Source organism: Streptomyces sp. NPDC034086 (assembly GCF_055575515.1).
Genome location: NZ_JBVISM010000002.1, coordinates 956,717 through 977,595, shown reverse-complemented (window position 1 = coordinate 977,595; position 20,879 = coordinate 956,717). Strand labels below are relative to the sequence as shown.

The window sequence follows — 20,879 nt, the reverse complement described above, 5'->3', positions numbered from 1 at the left end:
ATCCACCGGAGTGGACGGGGTATCAACTTCTGGCGTTGATTTTTGGCACGCTGTTGAGTTCTCAAGGAACGGACGCTTCCTTCGTACTCACCCTCGCGGGCTTTCCTCCGGGCTTTCGTTCTTCGTTCTTGCGTTTCCGACTCTATCAGAGTCTTTCTCGCTTCCTTTCCAGGTCCTGCGCTTTCGCGCTTTCCCTTTCCGGCGGTTCCGACTCTATCAGATTCTTTTCCCTGTCGTTTCCGACTTGGTTTCGAATTCCGATGGCCTTCGGAGGGCCTTTCCCTTTCGAGCGGATCAGACTTTATCAGGTCTCCCTGAGTGCTGATGGCCACCCGCTCGCGTGCGGCAGCGGGCACACGTGTGTGCCCGGTCCCTGCGAGGTGGAGCCGTAAACGTACTGGAGCGGGGCCCCCGGATGCAAATCCGGTTGCCCCGCTCCAGGAGGGTCGCTACGTAGGCCGAGGTCAGACCTCGACCACGACCGGGAGGATCATCGGGCGGCGGCGGTAGCTGTCCGACACCCACTTGCCCATGGTCCGGCGGATGAGCTGCTGGATCTGGTGCGGCTCCGCGACGCCGTCGGCCGCGGCGCGGGCGATGGCTTCCTCGATCTTCGCGCTGACCGGCCCGAAGGCCGAGTCCTCGATGCCGGAACCGCGGGCCTGGATGTTCGGGCCGCTGACGACCTTGCCCGTGGTGCTGTCGACCACGACGTAGACCGAGACGATGCCCTCGTCACCGAGGATGCGACGGTCCTTGAGGGAGGCCTCGGTGACGTCGCCGACCGAGAGGCCGTCCACGTACACGTAGCCGGCCTGGACCTTGCCGGAGATACGGGCCTTGCCGTCGATGAGGTCGACGACCACGCCGTCCTCGGCGATGACGATGCGGTCCTTCGGGACGCCCGTCATGGCGCCGAGCTCGGCGTTGGCGCGCAGGTGGCGCCATTCGCCGTGGACCGGCATCAGGTTCCGCGGCTTGCAGATGTTGTAGAAGTACAGCAGCTCGCCGGCGGAGGCGTGGCCGGAGACGTGCACCTTGGCGTTGCCCTTGTGCACGACGTTGGCGCCCCAGCGGGTCAGGCCGTTGATCACGCGGTAGACCGCGTTCTCGTTGCCCGGGATCAGGGACGACGCCAGGATGACGGTGTCGCCGGGGACGATCCGGATCTGGTGGTCGCGGTTCGCCATCCGGGACAGGGCCGCCATCGGCTCGCCCTGGGAGCCCGTGCAGACGAGCACGACCTCGTCGTCCGGCAGGTCGTCGAGGGTCTTGACGTCGACGACGAGGCCGGCCGGCACGCGCAGGTAGCCCAGGTCACGGGCGATGCCCATATTGCGGACCATCGAGCGGCCGACGAAGGCGACGCGACGGCCGTACTCGTGGGCGGCGTCCAGGACCTGCTGGATGCGGTGCACGTGGCTCGCGAAGGAGGCCACGATGATCCGCTTCTGCGCGCCCGCGAACACGCCGCGGATCACGTTGGAGATGTCGCGCTCCGGCGGGACGAAGCCCGGGACCTCGGCGTTCGTCGAGTCCGAGAGGAGGAGGTCGATGCCCTCTTCGCTCAGACGCGCGAAGGCGTGCAGGTCCGTGAGGCGGTTGTCCATCGGAAGCTGGTCCATCTTGAAGTCGCCGGTGGCGACGACGAGACCCGCACCGGTGCGGATGGCGACGGCCAGGGCGTCCGGGATGGAGTGGTTGACGGCGATGAACTCGCAGTCGAAGGGGCCCAGGTTCTCGCGCTCGCCTTCCTTCACCTCGAGGGTGTAGGGGCGGATGCGGTGCTCCTGGAGCTTGGCCTCGATGAGCGCCAGCGTCAGCTTGGAGCCGATCAGCGGGATGTCCGGCTTCTCCCGGAGGAGGTACGGGACGGCGCCGATGTGGTCCTCGTGACCGTGGGTGAGGACGATGCCCTCGATGTCGTCGAGACGGTCCCGGATCGACGTGAAGTCCGGCAGGATCAGGTCGATGCCCGGCTGCTCCTCCTCGGGGAAGAGCACGCCGCAGTCGACGATCAGCAGGCGGCCGTCGAACTCGAAGACGGTCATGTTGCGGCCGATCTCGCCGAGACCGCCCAGCGGGGTGACCCGGAGGCCGCCCTTGGGAAGCTTGGGCGGCGGGCCGAGTTCAGGGTGCGGATGGCTCAAAGGTTCTCCTTCACCACGCGCGCCACGTACCCCTCAGGCACGTGGCGCGCATGTCAATCGTGCACTTGCTCTTGTCTGTTTCGGTCTTGCTTGTTCAGTTGTGAAGTCTGTTGTCAGAGCTGTACCCCGCCCGCGGCAAGATCGATCTTGAGCTGGGCCGTCTCTTCGTCGGTCAGACCGATGAGGGGCAGGCGCAGCGGGCCCGCGGGCAGGCCCTGGAGGGACAGGGCGGCCTTGGTGGTCATCACGCCCTGGGTGCGGAACATACCCGTGAAGACCGGGAGCAGCTTCTGGTGGATCTCGGTGGCCTTCTGGACGTCGCCGCCGAGGTGGGCCTCGAGCATCGCCCGCAGCTCGGGGCTGACCACGTGGCTGACCACGGAGACGAAGCCGACGGCGCCGACCGACAGGAGCGGCAGGTTCAGCATGTCGTCGCCGGAGTACCAGGCCAGGCCGCTCTGGGCGATGGCCCAGCTGGCGCGGCCGAGGTCGCCCTTGGCGTCCTTGTTGGCCACGATCCGGGGGTGCTCGGCCAGCCTGACCAGCGTTTCCGTGTTGATCGGGACGCCGCTGCGGCCGGGGATGTCGTAGAGCATGACCGGCAGGCCCGTGGCGTCGGCGATGGCCGTGAAGTGCTGGAAGAGGCCTTCCTGCGGGGGCTTGCTGTAGTACGGCGTCACGGCGAGGAGGCCGTGGGCCCCGGTGCGCTCGGCCTGGCGGGCCAGCTCGAGGGTGTGGCGGGTGTCGTTGGTGCCGATGCCGGCCACGACGTGGGCGCGGTCGCCGACCGCCTCCAGTACGGCTCGTACGAGGTCGTTTTTCTCCGCGTCGGTGGTGGTGGGCGACTCACCGGTGGTGCCGTTGATGATCAGGCCGTCGTTGCCTGCGTCCACCAGGTGGACGGCGAGACGCTGCGCGCCGTCGAGGTCAAGTGCGCCATCAGCCGTGAACGGCGTGATCATGGCGGTGAGGACCCGCCCGAAGGGGGTCTGCGGAGTCGAGATCGGAGCCATGGGTAACACGCTACTCGCTGCCATGCTCGCGGTGTCCCCTCGGGGGACGTCAACAGGCGGTGCCGTCCGGCGGGAGCCGGGTGGGTGTGGGATCCCGGCACTGCCTGCTCGGGGGTTCAAGCAGTGCCGGGTCCGTTTGATCAGCCTAGATGAACTTTACGAAACGCCGCAATACGGACACTTGGGACTTGTCCCGCACATGCGTACGCCAGCCGTGCATCGGCCCTTACGGGGCAACGCGACCGTTGGCGTTGAAGGCCGCGTAGGTCAGCGGCATGAGCTTCGCCCAGTGCTGCTCCATCTTCTCGCCGACCATCTCGATCTCCCGCTGCGGGAAGGACGGGACCTTCGCCAGCTCGTGCTGGGTGCGCAGGCCGAGGAAGTGCATCAGCGAGCGGGCGTTGCAGGTGGCGTACATCGAGGAGAAGAGTCCGACCGGCAGGACCGAACGGGCCACCTCGCGGGCCACGCCGGCCGCGAGCATCTCCTGGTACGCCTCGTAGGCCTGACGGTAGGAGTCCTCCATGAGGCGGCCGGTGAGCTCCAGCTGCGCCTCGGTGCCCTCGACGAAGACGTACTTGCCCGGGCGGCCCTCCTGGACGAGCTTGCGCTCGGCGTCCGGGACGTAGAAGACCGGCTCCAGCTCCCTGTAACGGCCGGACTCCTCGTTGTAGGACCAGCCCACGCGGTGGCGCATGAACTCCCGGAACACGAAGATCGGGGCGCTGATGAAGAAGGTCATCGAGTTGTGCTCGAAGGGGCTGCCGTGGCGGTCGCGCATCAGGTAGTTGATGAGGCCCTTGGAACGCTCCGGGTCCTTCTGGAGCTCCTCCAGGGACTGCTCGCCGGCCGTGGACACGCGGGCGGCCCACAGCACGTCGCTGTCGGTGGCGGCGTGCTTCACCAGCTCCACCGTCACGTCACTGCGGAAGCTGGGTTTCGGGTCTGAGGCGGCGGTGTCGCTCACACGGGGTCCTTCCGAACGGGTCTTTCGAGGGGCGCGCCCACTCTACGGCGGATCGGGCGGACGCCCCGACCGGCCACCGCCCGGAGCGGTCACCGCCCGGATGGCGGCGGTCCGGCGGTGAGATGCGCGGGGCTGACGGGCCGCCACGAATTCCGCTCGATGTGCCGAAAACGGGCACCCCTCGGGCCCCTCGTTCGTCTGACCGGGAGAAAGCACACCATCCGTCAGGATCCGGGCCCAGGGCCCCCGACCCCAAGGAGAGCCGCCACCGTGTTCCGCCGGCGCGAACCCGTTCCCTTCGCCTTCGTCGCCGAGGCCGAGCGTTTCCGAAGCAATGTCACTCCGCCGCCGCGCGAGAGTCTGAGCGTCACCCAGATCACCGCCCGTAGTCTGGTCGGACTGACCGTGGTGGCGGGGCTCGTGGGCTCGCTGCTCTTCGGCATACCCGCGCTGCAGCCGTACCAGGCGTCCGACCGGCCCGCGGGGACGGCGCAGCAATCGGAGGTGTCCGGGGAGCGGTAGCCTCTCGGGCACAGCCCAACCGAACGTGCATGTGAGTGAGGTCCTGCCGTGCCCCTGCCCTTCTTGACGGCCGACGGCGTCTTCGACGCACACGAGGACGAAGCCCTCCCCCATGTGGATCCCGAGCGCTGGCGCCGCCCCTACCGGCCCGGACCGTGGCGGGTCGCGGGTGCGGCGGTGCTGCTGCTGCTCTCGGCCTTCATGCTGCTGGCCACGGTGATCATCGCCTTCGCGGGCACCTGGACCGGTGCCGGCATCGCCGGGGCCGCCTCGCTGGCCGTGGTCGGCTCCGCGCTGCGGATCCTGCGCGCGGGCGTGTGGGTGAGTCCCGCCGGGCTGCGCCGGGTCGGGTTCTTCGGGACCCGGTCCATCGCCTGGAGCGAGATCGAGAAGGTCCGTACGGTGCAGCAGCCGGTGCGCTGGCTGGGGCTGCCGCGGACGGTGCAGGGTCAGGCGCTGACGGTGGACGCGCGCGGCCGGGAGCTGACGGTGCTGCTGACCGACCACAGCGCCGACTTCCTGGCGCGGGGCGAGGCCTTCGACCGGGCCGCCGGACAGCTGGAGGCGTGGGCCGACCAGTACCGGGCGGTGCCCGCCTGACGGGCCGGGAACGCCACGAGGGCCCGTACGGGGATCGTCCTGTACGGGCCCTTCCGTTCCGGCGTCCGCGCGCCTAGGCGCGCGCCTGGTGCAGGGCGATGGCCCGCTGCATGGCCTTGCGGGCCCGCGGGGTGTCGCGGGCGTCGTGGTAGGCGACGGCGAGGCGGAACCAGGTGCGCCAGTCCCCCGGGGCGTCCTCGGTCTCCGCCTTGCGGCGCGCGAACACCTCGTCGGCGGAGTCGCGCAGGATCCGGCCGTACTGGTCCCGTTCCAGCTCGTCGGCGGGCAGGCCGCCCTCGGCCTCCAGTTCGGAGGCGAGCTGGTTGGCCCGGGTGACGAAGCGGGTGTTCATCCAGAGGAACCAGATGCCGATGACCGGCATGACGAGCACGGCCGCACCGAAGGTGACGGTGAGCCAGGTGCCCTGCTGGATCAGCAACAGGCCCCGGCTGCCGACCAGGAGGAAGTAGACGACCAGGACGGCGGCCGTGACGAGGTAGGTGATCTTCGCGCGCATCGTGCTACTGCCTCATCAGCCGAGGTCGAGGAAGTTTTCCAGGCCGAAGGTGAGGCCCGGGGTCTGCGTCACGCGGCGGGCGCCGAGCAGGATGCCCGGCATGAAGCTGCTGTGGTGCAGGGAGTCGTGACGGATCGTCAGGGTCTCGCCCTCGCCGCCGAGCAGCACCTCCTGGTGGGCCAGCAGGCCGCGCAGGCGGATGGCGTGGACCGGGACGCCGTCGACGTCGGCCCCGCGGGCGCCGTCGAGGCCCGTGGCGGTGGCGTCGGGCTGGGCGCCGAGGCCGGCCTCGGCCCGCGCGGCCGCGATGAGCTGGGCCGTACGGGTCGCCGTGCCGGACGGGGCGTCGACCTTCTTGGGGTGGTGGAGTTCGACGACCTCGACGGACTCGAAGTAGCGGGCGGCCTGGGCGGCGAACTTCATGGTGAGGACGGCGCCGATGGAGAAGTTCGGGGCGATGAGCACACCGGTCTCCGGGGAGGCGGCCAGCCAGGTGTTCAGCCGGGCGAGGCGGTCCTCGTTCCAGCCGGTGGTGCCGACCACGGCGTGGATGCCGTGGCTGACGAGGAAGTCCAGGTTCCCCATCACCGAGTCGGGGGTGGTCAGCTCGACCGCGACCTGGGCTCCCGCCTCGGCCACCGTCTCCAGCTTGTCGCCCCGGCCGAGGGCCGCCACCAGCTCCATGTCCTCGGCGGCCTCCACCGCCCTGACCGCCTCGGAGCCGATGCGGCCCCGGGCGCCGAGGACTGCCACGCGCAGCTTGCTCATTGTTGCTTCCTTAGGGTGCGTGCGTACGGTTCTGGGCGACCGCTTCGTCGAGGCGGGCGGCCTGCTTCTCCTTGAGGGGGCCGATCACCGCCAGCGAGGGCCGCTGGGCCAGTACATCCCGGGCGACCGCGCGGACGTCGTCCGGGGTGACCTCGGAGATGCGGGCCAGCATGTCGTCGACGGACATCTGGTCGCCCCAGCACAGCTCGCTCTTGCCGATGCGGTTCATGATCGCGCCGGTGTCCTCCAGGCCGAGGACGGTGGAGCCGGAGAGCTGGCCGACGGCCCGCCGGATCTCCTCGTCCGTGAGGCCCTCGGAGGCGACGGTGTCGAGTTCCTGGCGGCAGATCCGCAGCACGTCGTGGACCTGGCTGGGCCGGCAGCCGGCGTAGACGCCGAAGAGGCCGGTGTCGGCGAAGGCCGAGGTGTACGAGTACACGCTGTAGGCCAGGCCGCGCTTCTCGCGGACCTCCTGGAAGAGCCGGGAGGACATGCCGCCGCCGAGGGCGGTGTTCAGCACGCCGAGGGCCCAGCGGCGGTCGTCGGTGCGGGCGAGGCCGGGCATGCCGAGGACCACGTGGGCCTGCTCGGTCTTGCGGTTGACCAGCTCGACGCGGCCGGCGGTGCGGATCCGCTTGGTGCCGGTGCGCGGGCCGACGGGCCGGGCGTCGGTGTGCTCGAGGGCTCCGGCCTTCTCGAAGGCGGCGCGGACCTGGCGCACGACCTTGGTGTGGTCGACGTTGCCGGCGGCGGCCACCACGAGGCGGGTCGGGTCGTAGTGCTTCTTCCAGAAGCGGCGGATCCGGTCGGCGCCGAGGGCGTTGATGGTGTCGACGGTGCCGAGGACGGGGCGGCCGAGCGGCGAGTCCCCGTACATCGTCTGGGCGAACAGGTCGTGGACCACGTCGCCCGGGTCGTCCTCGGTCATCGCGATCTCTTCGAGGATGACCCCGCGCTCGGCGTCGACGTCCTCCTCGCGGATCAGCGAGCCGGTCAGCATGTCGCAGACCACGTCGATGGCGAGCGGCAGGTCGGTGTCGAGGACCCGGGCGTAGTAGCAGGTGTACTCCTTCGCCGTGAAGGCGTTCATCTCGCCGCCGACCGCGTCGATCGCGGAGGAGATGTCGAGGGCGCTGCGCCGGGCGGTGCCCTTGAAGAGGAGGTGCTCCAGGTAGTGGGTGGCGCCGTTGAGACTGGGCGTCTCGTCGCGCGAGCCCACGTTGGCCCAGATGCCGAAGGTGGCGGAGCGGACGGAGGGCAGCGTCTCGGTGACGACGCGCAGTCCGCCGGGCAGGACCGTGCGCCGGACGGTGCCGATGCCGCTGCGGCCCTTGAGGAGTGTTTGGGTACGGGCGACGGCCCGCCCCTCCGAAGAGGGGCGGGCCGTCACACGGGAACTACGCGACGTCACTTGTCGGAGTCGTCCTTGTCGGCCTCGGCGGTGTCGGCCTCGCCCTCGATCACGGGGACCAGGGAGAGCTTGCCGCGCTGGTCGATCTCGGCGATCTCGACCTGCACCTTGGTGCCGACCGCGAGCACGTCCTCGACGTTCTCCACGCGCTTGCCGCCGGCGAGCTTGCGGATCTGCGAGATGTGCAGCAGGCCGTCCTTGCCGGGCATGAGGGAGACGAAGGCACCGAAGGTGGTGGTCTTGACGACCGTACCCAGGTAGCGCTCGCCGACCTCCGGCATGGTCGGGTTGGCGATCGCGTTGATCGTGGCGCGGGCGGCCTCGGCGGCCGGGCCGTCGGAGGCACCGATGTAGATGGTGCCGTCGTCCTCGATCGTGATCTCGGCGCCGGTGTCCTCCTGGATCTGGTTGATCATCTTGCCCTTGGGGCCGATGACCTCGCCGATCTTGTCCACGGGGATCTTGACGGTGATGATCCGCGGGGCGTTGGGGGACATCTCGTCCGGCGTGTCGATCGCTTCCATCATCACGTCGAGGATGTGGAGGCGGGCGTCGCGGGCCTGGGTCAGGGCCGCGGCCAGGACGGAGGCCGGGATGCCGTCCAGCTTGGTGTCGAGCTGGAGGGCGGTGACGAACTCCTTGGTGCCGGCGACCTTGAAGTCCATGTCGCCGAAGGCGTCCTCCGCACCGAGGATGTCGGTGAGGGCGACGTAGTGGGTCTTGCCGTCGATCTCCTGGGAGATCAGGCCCATGGCGATACCGGCGACGGGGGCCTTGAGGGGCACACCGGCGTTCAGCAGCGACATGGTGGAGGCGCAGACCGAGCCCATGGACGTCGAACCGTTGGAGCCGAGGGCCTCGGACACCTGGCGGATCGCGTAGGGGAACTCCTCGCGCGTCGGCAGGACCGGCACGATCGCGCGCTCGGCGAGCGCGCCGTGGCCGATCTCGCGGCGCTTGGGGGAGCCCACGCGGCCGGTCTCGCCGACGGAGTACGGCGGGAAGTTGTAGTTGTGCATGTAGCGCTTGCGGGTCACCGGGGAGAGGGTGTCCAGCTGCTGCTCCATGCGGAGCATGTTGAGGGTGGTGACGCCCAGGATCTGGGTCTCGCCACGCTCGAACAGCGCCGAGCCGTGCACGCGCGGGATGGCCTCGACCTCGGCGGCGAGGGTGCGGATGTCCGTCAGGCCGCGGCCGTCGATGCGGACCTTGTCCTTGATGACGCGCTCGCGCACCAGGGCCTTGGTCAGGCTGCGGTAGGCGGCGGAGATCTCCTTCTCGCGGCCCTCGAAGGCCGGGAGGAGCTTCTCGGCGGCGATGTCCTTGACGCGGTCCAGCTCGGCCTCGCGGTCCTGCTTGCCCGCGATGGTCAGCGCCTGGGAGAGCTCGCCCTTGACGGCGGCCGCGAGGGCCTCGTACACGTCGTCCTGGTAGTCCAGGAAGACGGGGAACTCGCCCTCGGGCTTGGCGGCCTTGGCGGCCAGGTCGGCCTGGGCCTTGCACAGGACCTTGATGAAGGGCTTCGAGGCGTCGAGGCCAGCGGCCACGATCTCCTCGGTGGGCGCCTCGGCGCCGCCCTTGACCAGGGCGATGGTCCGCTCGGTGGCCTCGGCCTCGACCATCATGATCGCGACGTCGCCGTCCTCCAGGACGCGGCCCGCGACGACCATGTCGAAGACGGCGTCCTCGAGCTCGGTGTGCGTCGGGAAGGCCACCCACTGGCCGCGGATCAGCGCGACGCGGACGCCGCCGATCGGGCCGGAGAAGGGCAGGCCGGCCAGCTGGGTGGACGCGGACGCGGCGTTGATCGCGATGACGTCGTACAGGTGGTCCGGGTTGAGCGCCATGACGGTGGCGACGACCTGGATCTCGTTGCGCAGGCCCTTCTTGAAGGACGGGCGCAGCGGGCGGTCGATCAGGCGGCAGGTGAGGATCGCGTCCTCGGAGGGGCGGCCCTCGCGGCGGAAGAACGAGCCGGGGATCTTGCCGGCCGCGTACTGGCGCTCCTCGACGTCCACCGTCAGGGGGAAGAAGTCGAGCTGGTCCTTGGGCTTCTTCGACGCGGTGGTCGCGGACAGCACCATCGTGTCGTCGTCCAGGTAGGCGACGGCGGAGCCGGCGGCCTGGCGGGCGAGGCGGCCCGTCTCGAAGCGGATGGTGCGGGTGCCGAAGGAGCCGTTGTCGATGACGGCCTCGGCGTAGTGGGTCTCGTTCTCCACTAGCGTTTTCTCCATTTTCGTCGTCTCCGTCCGCCACCCGTGTGGTGGTGGACGGTTGCGGAGAAGCGCTCCTGGCGTGCGGGCCGGTCTTCGATCGAAGCACCCGGTTCTCGGCCCCTCCGACGGGGCTTTCCGGATGCCACTACCGAGGACCGGCGGCGTGGGAGGGCGCTCCTCCTCTTCAGTTGTGCGCTGTGTCCCAGACTACAAAGCGTCCGGTACGTCGCGCACGTACGGCAAAGGGAGCGGCCCCATCGGTGTGGGAACCGCTCCCTTCACAGTGTGCTTACTTGGCGCCGGCCGCACCGCGGCGGATGCCGAGGCGCTCGACCAGCGTACGGAAGCGCTGGATGTCCTTCTTGGCCAGGTACTGCAGCAGGCGGCGGCGCTGGCCGACCAGGATCAGCAGACCACGACGGGAGTGGTGGTCGTGCTTGTGGGTCTTGAGGTGCTCGGTCAGGTCCGAGATGCGGCGGGAGAGCATCGCGACCTGGACCTCGGGAGAGCCGGTGTCGCCCTCCTTGGCACCGAACTCGGCGATGATCTGCTTCTTCGTAGCGGCGTCGAGCGGCACGCTTACTCCTCGTGTAGGTCTTCGTGGCCACCGAGTGCCCCAGGTCGAATTCTCTGGGGAGCTTCCGTAACTCGGGAGGCGGGGTCCGCTGAGCGCTGTCTCCAGAGGACTCCGGGGACGCGTACACAAACGGCCGTCACACAGCGTACCAGGCTGCCGGGACTCGACGTCTCAGCTGGTGAGAGAGCGGGCGCGGCCGTACATGTCGAGCACGGCCAGGGCCAGCGGCACCAGGGCGAGCAGGACGGCGGCCTCGGTGAGGTCGAGCAGCCTTCCCCAGAAGGGTGACAGACCCTTGCTGGGGATGACAAGCGAGATTCCCACGAGGAGGGCGGCGCCCGCGGCGACGGCGGCCGAGAGCCAGACCGTACGCAGGTCCAGGCCGCCGCGGTCGTGGTGGCGCGTCAGCTCGAACACCAGATCGGCCGGCGGGTGCAGGGCCAGGCCGAGAACCAGCAGCCCGACGGCGGCGAGGCCCGCGGCCAGGGCGCACACCACCTGGGAGGTGGAGCGGAAGAGGCGGGCGCGCAGGAGCATCGCCAGGCCGGTGGCCAGGGCCAGCAGCCGGCTCCAGGTGCCGTCGGAGAAGCCGAGGACGGCGCAGGCTCCGACGGCGACGGCCGCGCACCCCCCGACGAGGCCGAGCAGCATCTCGTGCCCGCGCCGGGCCTGGGCGGCGATGGCCTCCGCGTCGAGCGGGGCCGCCTGCTGGCCGGCCGCGCCCCGGTCGGCGTACGGGTCGGCGTACGGGTCGGCGTCGTAGTGCTCCGGGGCCCCGTGGCCCGGGGCGGCGCTCCGCGGGGCCTCGTACCCGATGGGCAGCCGGGCGAAGCGGGCGGAGAGGCCCGGCAGGAAGGCGACGAGCCCGATGCAGGCGGGGGCGCACACCGCGGCGGCGGCCGTGGCGGAGGCGCCGGTGGCGATGGCGCCGAAGGCGGCCAGGGTCCCGGTGGCGGCGAGGAAGGCGGCGGCGACGAAGGGTGCGTCCCCGTCCGGGGTGAGCGCGACCAGGGCGGCGGAGGCGACCAGGACGCAGGCGCAGCCGAGCAGGAACTGCAGCCGTCCGGGTCCCTGGCCGGCGCCGGCGGCGACGATGCCGGAGCCGGCGATCAGCAGGTGGGGCAGGGCGCCGAGGCCGAGGGCGACGGCGGAGCCGCGGTCCCGGTAGACGCGGGCGCGCACTCCGGCCGCGGCGGTGAGCAGGAGGCCGACGGCGCCGGCGATGATCCCGGGGAGGCCGTGCGCGTCGTGCCGGACCGGGTCGGCGTACCAGAGGACGAAGCCGAGCAGGACGAGCAGCAGCGCGGCGCCGGCCAGGCCCGCCCCGCGCAGCATGTCGTCGCTCCAGCGGTGCCGGTCGCGGACGACGGCGGAGGCGACGGCGTCGGAGACGTCGTCGAAGACGGCCGGCGGCAGGGACTCGGCGAAGGGGCGCAGGATGAGCACCTCGCCGTCGAGCACCTGCTGGGCGGCGAGGGTGCGGGCGCCGTCGAGGACGGTGCCGGAGCGCCGGACCAGGTGGAAGCCGGTGGGGGCGCCGACGGGCTGGGTCTGGCCGGTGAGGCGCAGCAGTTCGGGGTAGACGTCGGCGACGGCGAGGTCCTCCGGGAGGGCGACGTCGACGCGGCTGTCGGGGGCCACGACGGTGACCCTGCAGAAACCGGTCGCCTCGGCCGTACTCACCTGTGTGGCCCTCCTGTTGGCGCCGCGCCGCCGCGACGGCGACCGGTCGCGGACGCGCCGGTGCGGGCGTCACCCTACCCCGGCGGCCGTCCCGCTCACGGCGAGTAGGATCGCCGTTCGCGTCGGGCGCCGGATGCGGAAGTGGCCCCGGACGTCCGGGACTCGGGGGCGCCGTCCGCGGCGTCCCGCCCGTGTTCGAGGGATTGATGCTCCGGTGAGCCAGATCGTCGTCAAACGCCCGCCGCGGTCCCTGCCTCCCGCGGTCCCTTCGGACGAGCTGAGGCTGGAGGCGCCGCCGGAACTCCCCCGGGGGCAGCAGGAGGGCATGCTGATGCAGCTCCTGCCGATGCTGGGCATGGGTTCCTCGGTCGTCTTCTTCTTCGTGCCGGGCGCCGCGCCGTTCCTGCGCGTCATGGGCGTGCTGATGCTGGCGTCGACGGCGGGGATGGTCATCGCCCAGCTGGTGCGCCACCGGCGCGGTACGCAGGGGCACGTGGCCGAGGTGCGGCGGGACTACCTGAAGTACCTCGCGCGGACGCGCCGCCGGGTCCGCCGCACCGCGCGGGCGCAGCGCGACGCGCAGCTGTACCTGCATCCGGCGCCCGAGCAGCTGTGGTCGGTGGTGGCGGAGGGTTCGCGCCTGTGGGAGCGGCGGGCCGGTGACGCGGACTTCGGGCAGGCCCGGCTGGGGCTGGGCGCGCAGCGGCTCGCGACCGCGCTGGTGGCTCCGGACACGGCCCCGGTGGACGAGCTGGAGCCGCTGGCGGCCGGCGCGATGCAGCGCTTCCTGAAGGCGCACTCCTCGCTGGAGGGGATGCCGGTGGCGGTGTCGGTCCGGGCGTTCCACCACCTGACGGTGGCCGGGGAGGCGGAGTCGGCGCGCGGCGTCGCGCGGGCGATGGTGGCGCAACTGGTGACGCTGCACTCCCCCGAGGACCTGGTGGTGGCGGTGGCGGCCGCGCCGGGTGCGGTGCCGTCGTGGGACTGGGTGAAGTGGCTGCCGCACGCGCAGGTGCCCGGGCAGCTCGACGGTGCCGGGACGAAGCGGCTGTTCGGCGACGACCTGGGGGAGCTGGAGGGGCTGCTGGGGTCGCGGCTGGAGGGCCGGCCGCGGTTCGGCCGGGAGGTGTCGCCGGTGCCGGACCAGCCGCACCTGGTGGTGGTCCTCGACGGTGGCGCGGTGCCGCCGGACTCGGTGTTCGCGGCGCCCGAGGGGCTCCAGGGCGTGACCGTGGTGGAGGTGACCGCGGGTGAGCCGGGCGGATCCCCTCGCTCCGCCGGGGAGGCCCCGGGGCGCGGCGGGCTGTCGGTCGTGGTGCGGCCGGGCCGGCTGCGGCTGGAGTCGGGCGCCGGGGTCGCGTACGAGGGCGTGCCGGACACCCTGTCGCTGCCCGCGGCGGAGGCCCTGGCCCGGCAGCTGGCGCCGTTGCGTACGGGCGGCGGGGACGACGACGAGCCGCTGCTGGCCAATCTGGACTTCACCGACCTGCTCGACCTGGGTGACGCGGCCTCGGTCGACGTGTCCCGCACCTGGCGGCCGAGGTCGGCAGGGGAGCGGCTCCGGGTGCCGATCGGAGTGGGCGAGGACGGCGCGCCGGTGATGCTGGACCTGAAGGAGGCGGCGCAGGAGGGCATGGGCCCGCACGGGCTGTGCGTGGGGGCGACCGGTTCGGGCAAGTCGGAGCTGCTGCGCACGCTGGTGCTGGGGCTGGCGGTCACGCACACGTCGGAGACGCTGAACTTCGTCCTCGCGGACTTCAAGGGCGGTGCCACCTTCACGGGCATGGGGCAGATGCCGCACGTCGCGGCCGTGATCACCAACCTGGCGGACGACCTGACGCTGGTCGACCGGATGGGCGACTCGGTCCGCGGCGAGCTCCAGCGCCGGCAGGAGCTGCTGCGTTCGGCGGGCAACTACGCGAACGTCCACGACTACGAGAAGGCCCGCGCGGCGGGTGCCCCGCTGGAGCCGCTGGCCTCGCTGGTGCTGGTCATCGACGAGTTCAGCGAGCTGCTGACCGCGAAGCCCGACTTCATCGACATGTTCCTCCAGATCGGCCGGATCGGTCGCTCGCTGGGGGTGCACCTGCTGCTGGCCTCGCAGCGGCTGGAGGAGGGCAAACTGCGCGGCCTGGACACGTACCTCTCCTACCGGATCGGTCTGCGCACCTTCTCGGCGGCGGAGTCGCGGACGGCGATCGGGGTGCCGGACGCGTACCACCTCCCGCCGGTGCCGGGATCGGGCTACCTGAAGTCCGGCACGGACGAGATGACCCGTTTCAAGGCCGCCTACGTCTCGGGGGCGTACCGCTCGGGCGGGCCGGACCCGGCGGTGGGGCCGTTCCCGGGGGAGCGCCGTCCCGTGCTGTTCACGGCGGCTCCGGTGCCGGTGGTGTACGCGGCCCCGGACCCGGCGGTCCCGGCGGAGCGGGAGGCGCGGGAGGGGCGGGAGGACGACGCCCTGGCGGACACGGTGCTCGACGTGATCGTGGGCCGGCTGGAGGGCCGGGGCGTACCGGCGCACCAGGTGTGGCTGCCGCCGCTGGACCGGGCGCCGTCCCTGGAGCAGCTGCTGCCGGCCCTGGCGCCCTCGGCGGAACGCGGGCTGCACGCGCGGGGGTACACGCGGCCGGGCGGGCTGGTGGTGCCGCTCGGGCTGATCGACAAGCCCTTCGAGCAGCGGCGCGAGGTGCTCTACCGGGACTTCTCGGGCGCCGCGGGCCACCTGATGGTGGTGGGCGGTCCGCAGTCGGGCAAGTCGACGCTGATGCGGACGCTGATCTGCTCGTTCGCGCTGACGCACACCCCGCGCGAGGTGCAGTTCTACGGGCTGGACTTCGGCGGCGGAGCGATGTCCCAGGTGGCCGGGCTGCCGCACGTGGGCGGGATCGCCTCCCGGCTGGATCCCGAGCGGGTGCGGCGCACGGTCGCGGAGGTGGCGGGGGTCCTGGCCCGGCGCGAGGAGTTCTTCCGCGCGAACGGCATCGACTCCATGGGCACCTACCGGAGCCGGCGCGCGGCGGGGGAGCTGCCGGGCGAGGCGTGGGGCGACGTGTTCCTGATCGTCGACGGCTGGGGCGGCTTCCGCGGCGAGTACGAGGGCCTGGAGGCGGTGGTCACGGACATCGCGGCCCGCGGGCTGGGCTACGGCATCCACGTGGTGGTCACGGCGGCCCGGTACATGGAGGTGCGGGCGGCGCTCAAGGACCAGATGCCGGGCCGGCTCGAGCTGCGGCTCGGCGACGTGATGGATTCCGAGTTCGACCGGCGGGTGGCGGCCAACGTGCCCGCGGGGATGCCGGGGCGCGGCCAGGTGCCGGAGAAGCTGCACTTCCTGGGGGCGCTGCCGCGGATCGACGGCTCGCACGACGCGGAGACCCTCGCGCGGGGCACGGAGGAGTTCGTGGCGGCGGTGCGCGCGGGCTGGGCGGGTCCCTCCGCGCCCGCGGTCCGGCTGCTGCCGCGGCTGCTGCACGCGGACCGGCTGCCCGGGGGCGGGGAGTTCCCCGACCGCGGGATCGCGATCGGCATCGACGAGATCGCCCTGGAGCCGGTGTTCGTCGACTTCGAGAGCGACCCCTTCTTCCTGGTGTTCGGCGAGGGCGAGTCGGGCAAGACGAACCTGCTGCGGCTCGTCGCGCGGCAGATCGCCCTGCGCTACCGTCCGGACCAGGCCAAACTGGTCGTCGGTGACTACCGGCGCGGGCTGCTGGGGGCGCTGCCGGAGGAGCACCTGCTCGAGTACGCGCCGATGGCGGACTCCCTGCGGACGCACATGGAGGCGCTGGCCGGGCTGTTCTCGCGCAGGCAGCCGCCGCCGGACGTCACCCCGCGGCAGCTGCGGGACCGCAGCTGGTGGACGGGTCCGGACGTGTACATCGTGATCGACGACTACGACCTGGTCGCCACCAGCCAGGGCAACCCGCTGGCGCAGCTGGTGGAGTTCCTGCCGTTCGCCCGGGACACCGGGATCCGGTTCGTGATCGCCCGCGGTTCGGCGGGGGCCTCGCGGGCGATGTACGAGCCCTTCATGCAGCGGATCAAGGAGCTGGGGGCGCAGGGCGTGGTCCTGTCGGGCGACCCCTCGGAGGGAGAGCTGCTCGGCAGTGCCCGTGCCCGCCCGATGCCGCCGGGCCGCGGCTCCTACGTGTCGCGCCGGCGCGGTACCTCGCTGGTCCAGCTGGGCCGGATGCCCGGGCTGTAGGACCCGGGGGGCCTCGGGGCTCCCGGTGATCGGGCGGAAACGGCTCCCCACGGGGCCGGGTTGCGCCGATAATCGGCAGCGAAGACCGAGCAGCACCGCACGACCGACGGGAAGGGCCGCACATGGGCACCCAGCAGGAGAAGGACGAGCTGTACGCGCTCGACATCAGCGACGTCGAGTGGCAGGGGCCGCCCGGGACCAGCCCGGACGAGGAGCGGGTGGAGATCGCCAAGCTGCCCGAGGGCGCGGTGGCGATGCGGTCCTCGCTGGACCGTGAGACCGTGCTGCGCTACACGGCGGCCGAGTGGGAGGCCTTCGTGCTCGGGGCCCGGGACGGGGAGTTCGACCTCACCTGAGACGCCCGGGGCCCGCGGGGCCCCCGGGCCGGGTACGGCGAAGGGGGCGCGCCCCGTGCGGGCGCGCCCCCTCGGCGTGCCGGGCGGGACTCAGAAGGCCTCGGTGAACAGGCGCGAGGCCTTCACGTCGGTGCTGCGGTAGTCGCCCTTGCCCCGCTCGATGAGCTGGGCGACCGACTCCAGCTGCTTCTGCATGTGGTCGGCGCGGGCGTGGTACTTCCTCTGGAGGTCGAGGTACGCGACGTGCGCCTCGCCCTCCCAGGTGTCGGTGACGACCTTCACGGCCGACTCCATCTCCTCCAGGTCCTTGAGGATGTTCCTGGAGACGACGCGGATGCGGTCCGCCATCTGCTGGACGCTCTCGTACCGTACCCGGGTGTGGCCGTCGTGGTTGCCTGCCATGTCCTTGCTCCTTCGGGCTGGGGGTGTGCGGGGGCGGACGGGCGTCAGAGGCCGTCGAGGCCCGAGCGGCCGCCGGTCCCGGCGCCGGCGTGGACGGTGTGGAACGCCGCGCGGACGTCCTCGTCCTGCGCGTTGGTCAGGTTCTTCGTCCGCGCGACGGCGTCGTGCAGGACGGTGAGCAGGCGGCGGATCTCGTCGTGGTCGAGGTTGAGGTCCGACTGGGCCTTCTGGAAGCCGGCCGCGCCGACACCGGTCCAGCCCGCGTGCGCGGTGGCGAGGATGTCGGCCAGTTCACGGGCCTGCCTGGTCACGGCGCCGGCCGTCTCGGAGATCTTGTCGGCCGCCTTGACGACCGGATCGTCCGCGAGTCCGAAATTGTTCGTCATCCGAAGCTCCTCACTCTCAATTCCCCGGCAGCACCGGCGGATTGCGCGGCGGAGCGGATGCCGGGGGCGGCCGTTCACGCCGATGACACCGGACTTGTCCCCTCCGCTTCACACGGATCCCCGATCACGTTCGTGAAGCCGGGCGTCACTCTAGCCAGTTCGGTTGCCGTGCCCAACACCACCGGCGCGCCGCCGCGGCCCGCTCCGTGCGCGTTCACTGCAAACGGTTCCGGCGGCCGCGGCGGGTGTCGCGCACGACGGTCGCGGTCCCCGCGATGGCGGCGATGAGCACTCCCGCGGCCGCCAGCGCGTACGTGCCGATCCGCTCCTCGCGCTCCTGCGGTGTCTCCGACGTCGCGAGGGCCGCCGCGCGCGGTGCGGGCGCCGGGGGCGGGCCGGGGTCCGGGGCGGGGGGCCCGGGGGTCCCCCGGTCCTGGGTGACGGCCCGCACGGGGTCCACCACTCCCCAGCCGACGTAGTCGTCACGGCCGTTGACGGAACGTTCGGCGGTGTTCTGGATCTGCCAGACCACCTCCTGCGGAGTCCACTGCGGGTGCTCGGCGCGCAGCAGGGCGGCGACGCCGGCGACGTAGGGGGCGGAGAAGCTGGTGCCGTGGTCGACGCACTGGCCGAAGCCGGGGACGGTGGAGACCATGTCGACGCCGGGGGCGGCGACCCCGATGAAGTCGCCGGGCTGGGAGAACGGGGCCCGCTCGTTGCTGCGGTCGGAGGAGGCCACGGCCAGGACCCCGGGGAAGGCCGCGGGGTAGGTCCTGCGCTTCTGTCCGTTCAGGCCGTCGTTGCCCGCGGAGGCGATGACCACGGCCTTGGCCAGGGCACGCCGGACGGCCCCGCCCAGTTCGGAGTCGGCGGTCAGCGGGGCGTCGGTGTCCTGGGAGATGTTGATGACGTGGGCGCCCTCGGCGACGGCGTGGTCGACGGCCCGGGCCAGGGTGGCCGCGTCGCCGTTGCCCTGGCCGTCGTTCTGCCGGATGGGGATGACGGTGGCCTCGGGGGCGAGGCCGACGAAACCGGTGCCCTGCTGGGGGCGGGCCGCGATCAGACCGGCGACCTTGGTCCCGTGCCCGACGGTGTCGTTCGTCCCGTCGCCGCCCGAGGCATCGACGAAGTCGCGGCCCGCGCCGGTGTCGAGGGCACCGGACAGCTGCGGGTTGGCGCGGTCCACACCGGTGTCGATGACCGCGACCCGTACCCCCTCGCCCCTGGTACGCGCCCACAGCGCGTCCAGCATGACCCGCTGGAGGGCCCAGGGCCGGCCGGCGATCTGCTTCCTCATCGGGAAGGTGCACTCGCCCGCACCGTCCAGGGCGAGGGCGTACGGGGACCCCGGCGCGGCCGCCGCGCCGCCGAGGGCGGCCAGGACGAGGGCGGCGGCCGCCACGGCGGCGCGGGAGGGCCGTGACACGGCGGGCTCCTTCACTTCACGAGCCCTGCGGCTGGCGGGCGGCGTTGGTGTCCAGGCGCGGCCCCTTGGAGAGGAACTCCGACCAGGCGATCGGCACCGTGGCGGGCACGATCCCGCCGTAGCCGAGCCGCACCTGGGCCTGGCTGGGCTCGGGCCGGCCGTCGCCGGTGCCGCCCCGCGCCCCCGCGGCCGGCGCCCCGATCGCCGACCGCCCGGCGTCACTGTCCCCGTTCGCCTGGACGGCGTACCGCAGGCCGGTGTCGGTGACCAGGAAGAGGGCGCCGCCGGGGGTGGCCCGGCGGCCCTGGGTCTGGGTGTAGAGCAGACCCGTGCCGGGGGTGACGTAGGCGCTGGTGCCGCTGGCGGTGATGTCGACGGGGAAGCCGGTGCCGGCCCAGGTGCTCAGCGTCCGGTCGCCCTGGCCGTCGACGGAGCGCAGGACGTTGCACACGGTGTCGCGCCGGGCGCCGCCCCGGGCGGCGCCCGGGGTGTCCGCGACCCGGTTGACCTGGGTGCCGCGGCGGTGGGGCCACTTGGCGTCGTTCTTGAAGGGGGGCGCGTCCGGGTCCAGGGACTCCAGGCCGGTCTCGCGGGCCTTGCCGTGCATGCCGAGGCCGCCGGCCGCCGGCGAGGAGATCAGCAGCCAGGCCACGAACTCCGAGACGGGGGCGACGCGGTCGGGCAGCACCACGTAGTACTGGGTGCCGGAGCCGGTCTGCGCGGTCAGCACCGTGCCGACCCGGCCGGCGCGGTTGCCCGGCCCCGGGGCGGCGGAGGCCGCTCCGGGGGTGCCGGGGAGCTGCGGGAAGGCCAGGTCGTCACCGGGGTCGAGGGTGGCCAGCCACTCCTCGGTCACCGGCTGCGGGGTGGCGCCGGTGCCGACCAGGGCCGTCGTGAGGGTCGCGGAGTCCGGCCGCCCCTCGGGGAACTTGTACTTCCGGCCGCCCGAGTCGACGAGGTAGCGCTCCTTGGCCCCGCCGGTGCTCTGGACGTACAGCACCTGGGTGTCGGTGGTGCGGTTCGCTCCGTCCGTCAGGCCCGCCTCCCGCTCGGCGAGCACGAAGGCCGCGGTCTGCACACCGCGGCCGTTGCCGCCGGGCCGCTGGCACACGGCCCAGCGCTTGGGCGCGGCCGCGTCCGCCGCGGCGGGGAGCCGGTCGGGGGCGTAGGGGATCCCGATGACGGGGCCCCGCGGGGGCCTGCCCGCGTCCAGCACCTTGTCGTCGACGTGGACGACCCTGGACCTGCGCGGGTCGAGCAGCAGGCGCGCCGAGGCGAGGTTCAGCACGGGGTGCAGCCGGGCCTGGTCCTTGCCGTTCACCCTCGTGGTCAACACCACGTACCGGGTCGTCGACTGCTTGCCGACGACGACCGCGGCCCCGGGCTCGTTCCACCCCTTGGGGGCCTGCGGTCTGAACATGCCCCAGGCGCCGAAGCCCGCGACCAGCAGCGCACCGGTCACCACTCCGGGCAGGACCGCGCGGAGCGGCCGGGGGGCGCCCTCCTCGGTACCGGTGGCGGAGGGCTGGAGGAACGCGGCCACGGTGCGCCGCTTCGCAAAGGTGTACGCGTTGAGCTCATCACGCCGTGACGTCATGACCGCCTGCTCCTCCCCCGCACGGCCCGGCCGGCGGGGCCGCTCCCCGGCCGTGGTGTCCGGTCCGGGGACCTACTATGCCTC

Annotated in this window: 17 protein-coding genes; 4 read left to right on the top strand and 13 right to left on the bottom strand. The window is 72.2% G+C overall.

The features are described 5' to 3' along the window. Window positions 1–464: 464 nt before the first annotated feature. From ACZ514_RS09870 to thyX, 3 genes are all read right to left on the bottom strand, one after another. Window positions 465–2,150 (bottom strand): ribonuclease J, encoded by a 1,686-nt coding sequence (locus tag ACZ514_RS09870; protein WP_467890899.1) that lies wholly within the window; start codon window positions 2,148–2,150, stop codon window positions 465–467. A 113-nt stretch (window positions 2,151–2,263) separates the two neighbouring features. Next, window positions 2,264–3,163 (bottom strand): 4-hydroxy-tetrahydrodipicolinate synthase, encoded by a 900-nt coding sequence (gene dapA / locus ACZ514_RS09865; RefSeq protein ID WP_468702218.1) that lies wholly within the window; start codon window positions 3,161–3,163, stop codon window positions 2,264–2,266. Between the two features lie 226 nt (window positions 3,164–3,389). After that, complete coding sequence (gene thyX / locus ACZ514_RS09860) at window positions 3,390–4,130, bottom strand: FAD-dependent thymidylate synthase (protein ID WP_469124471.1); 741 nt, start codon at window positions 4,128–4,130, stop codon at window positions 3,390–3,392. Between the two features lie 270 nt (window positions 4,131–4,400). On the opposite strand from thyX, the gene ACZ514_RS09855 reads away from it, so the two are divergent. Together ACZ514_RS09855 and ACZ514_RS09850 are read left to right on the top strand one after the other, a co-directional pair. Then, window positions 4,401–4,652, top strand: coding sequence for a hypothetical protein (locus ACZ514_RS09855; RefSeq protein WP_468702215.1), 252 nt, complete (start codon window positions 4,401–4,403; stop codon window positions 4,650–4,652). 48 nt (window positions 4,653–4,700) lie between these two features. Continuing rightward, the gene (locus ACZ514_RS09850) at window positions 4,701–5,252 is read left to right on the top strand and encodes a PH domain-containing protein (RefSeq protein ID WP_468166799.1); all 552 of its coding nucleotides are present in this window, start codon (window positions 4,701–4,703) and stop codon (window positions 5,250–5,252) included. 73 nt (window positions 5,253–5,325) lie between these two features. On the opposite strand, the gene ACZ514_RS09845 is transcribed toward ACZ514_RS09850, so the two are convergent. The 6 genes from ACZ514_RS09845 to eccD all read right to left on the bottom strand — a co-directional run bounded on the left by ACZ514_RS09845 (window position 5,326) and on the right by eccD (window position 12,424). Then, the gene (locus ACZ514_RS09845; protein ID WP_468166797.1) at window positions 5,326–5,769 is read right to left on the bottom strand and encodes a hypothetical protein; all 444 of its coding nucleotides are present in this window, start codon (window positions 5,767–5,769) and stop codon (window positions 5,326–5,328) included. Window positions 5,770–5,784: 15 nt separating this feature from the next. After that, window positions 5,785–6,537 (bottom strand): 4-hydroxy-tetrahydrodipicolinate reductase, encoded by a 753-nt coding sequence (dapB, locus tag ACZ514_RS09840; protein ID WP_468166795.1) that lies wholly within the window; start codon window positions 6,535–6,537, stop codon window positions 5,785–5,787. 10 nt (window positions 6,538–6,547) lie between these two features. Beyond that, window positions 6,548–7,948: a M16 family metallopeptidase gene (locus ACZ514_RS09835; protein ID WP_468166793.1), complete on the bottom strand. Its 1,401-nt coding sequence runs from the start codon at window positions 7,946–7,948 to the stop codon at window positions 6,548–6,550. Next, window positions 7,945–10,167 carry a polyribonucleotide nucleotidyltransferase gene (locus ACZ514_RS09830; RefSeq protein WP_468166827.1) on the bottom strand — a complete coding sequence of 741 codons (2,223 nt, stop codon included), beginning with the start codon at window positions 10,165–10,167 and terminating at the stop codon, window positions 7,945–7,947. The genes ACZ514_RS09835 and ACZ514_RS09830 overlap by 4 nt, the downstream gene beginning before the upstream one ends. A gap of 286 nt (window positions 10,168–10,453) precedes the next feature. After that, window positions 10,454–10,741 (bottom strand): 30S ribosomal protein S15, encoded by a 288-nt coding sequence (gene rpsO, locus ACZ514_RS09825; protein ID WP_007266917.1) that lies wholly within the window; start codon window positions 10,739–10,741, stop codon window positions 10,454–10,456. Window positions 10,742–10,912: 171 nt separating this feature from the next. Beyond that, window positions 10,913–12,424 (bottom strand): type VII secretion integral membrane protein EccD, encoded by a 1,512-nt coding sequence (gene eccD / locus ACZ514_RS09820; RefSeq protein WP_469124470.1) that lies wholly within the window; start codon window positions 12,422–12,424, stop codon window positions 10,913–10,915. A 214-nt stretch (window positions 12,425–12,638) separates the two neighbouring features. Between eccD and eccCa the strand changes: the two genes are divergently transcribed. After that, entirely contained in the window at window positions 12,639–16,628 is a 3,990-nt protein-coding gene (gene eccCa / locus ACZ514_RS09815; protein WP_469124469.1) for a type VII secretion protein EccCa, read from the top strand. Window positions 16,629–16,750: 122 nt separating this feature from the next. Next, window positions 16,751–16,984 carry a DUF397 domain-containing protein gene (locus ACZ514_RS09810; RefSeq protein WP_079430064.1) on the top strand — a complete coding sequence of 78 codons (234 nt, stop codon included), beginning with the start codon at window positions 16,751–16,753 and terminating at the stop codon, window positions 16,982–16,984. 90 nt (window positions 16,985–17,074) lie between these two features. On the opposite strand, the gene ACZ514_RS09805 is transcribed toward ACZ514_RS09810, so the two are convergent. From ACZ514_RS09805 to eccB, 4 genes are all read right to left on the bottom strand, one after another. Further along, window positions 17,075–17,386: a WXG100 family type VII secretion target gene (locus ACZ514_RS09805; protein WP_468166787.1), complete on the bottom strand. Its 312-nt coding sequence runs from the start codon at window positions 17,384–17,386 to the stop codon at window positions 17,075–17,077. Between the two features lie 44 nt (window positions 17,387–17,430). Further along, entirely contained in the window at window positions 17,431–17,772 is a 342-nt protein-coding gene (locus ACZ514_RS09800; protein WP_468166785.1) for a WXG100 family type VII secretion target, read from the bottom strand. A 214-nt stretch (window positions 17,773–17,986) separates the two neighbouring features. After that, window positions 17,987–19,198 (bottom strand): type VII secretion-associated serine protease mycosin, encoded by a 1,212-nt coding sequence (gene mycP, locus ACZ514_RS09795; protein ID WP_469124468.1) that lies wholly within the window; start codon window positions 19,196–19,198, stop codon window positions 17,987–17,989. A gap of 16 nt (window positions 19,199–19,214) precedes the next feature. Continuing rightward, the gene (eccB, locus tag ACZ514_RS09790) at window positions 19,215–20,795 is read right to left on the bottom strand and encodes a type VII secretion protein EccB (protein ID WP_469124467.1); all 1,581 of its coding nucleotides are present in this window, start codon (window positions 20,793–20,795) and stop codon (window positions 19,215–19,217) included. Window positions 20,796–20,879: the final 84 nt, after the last annotated feature.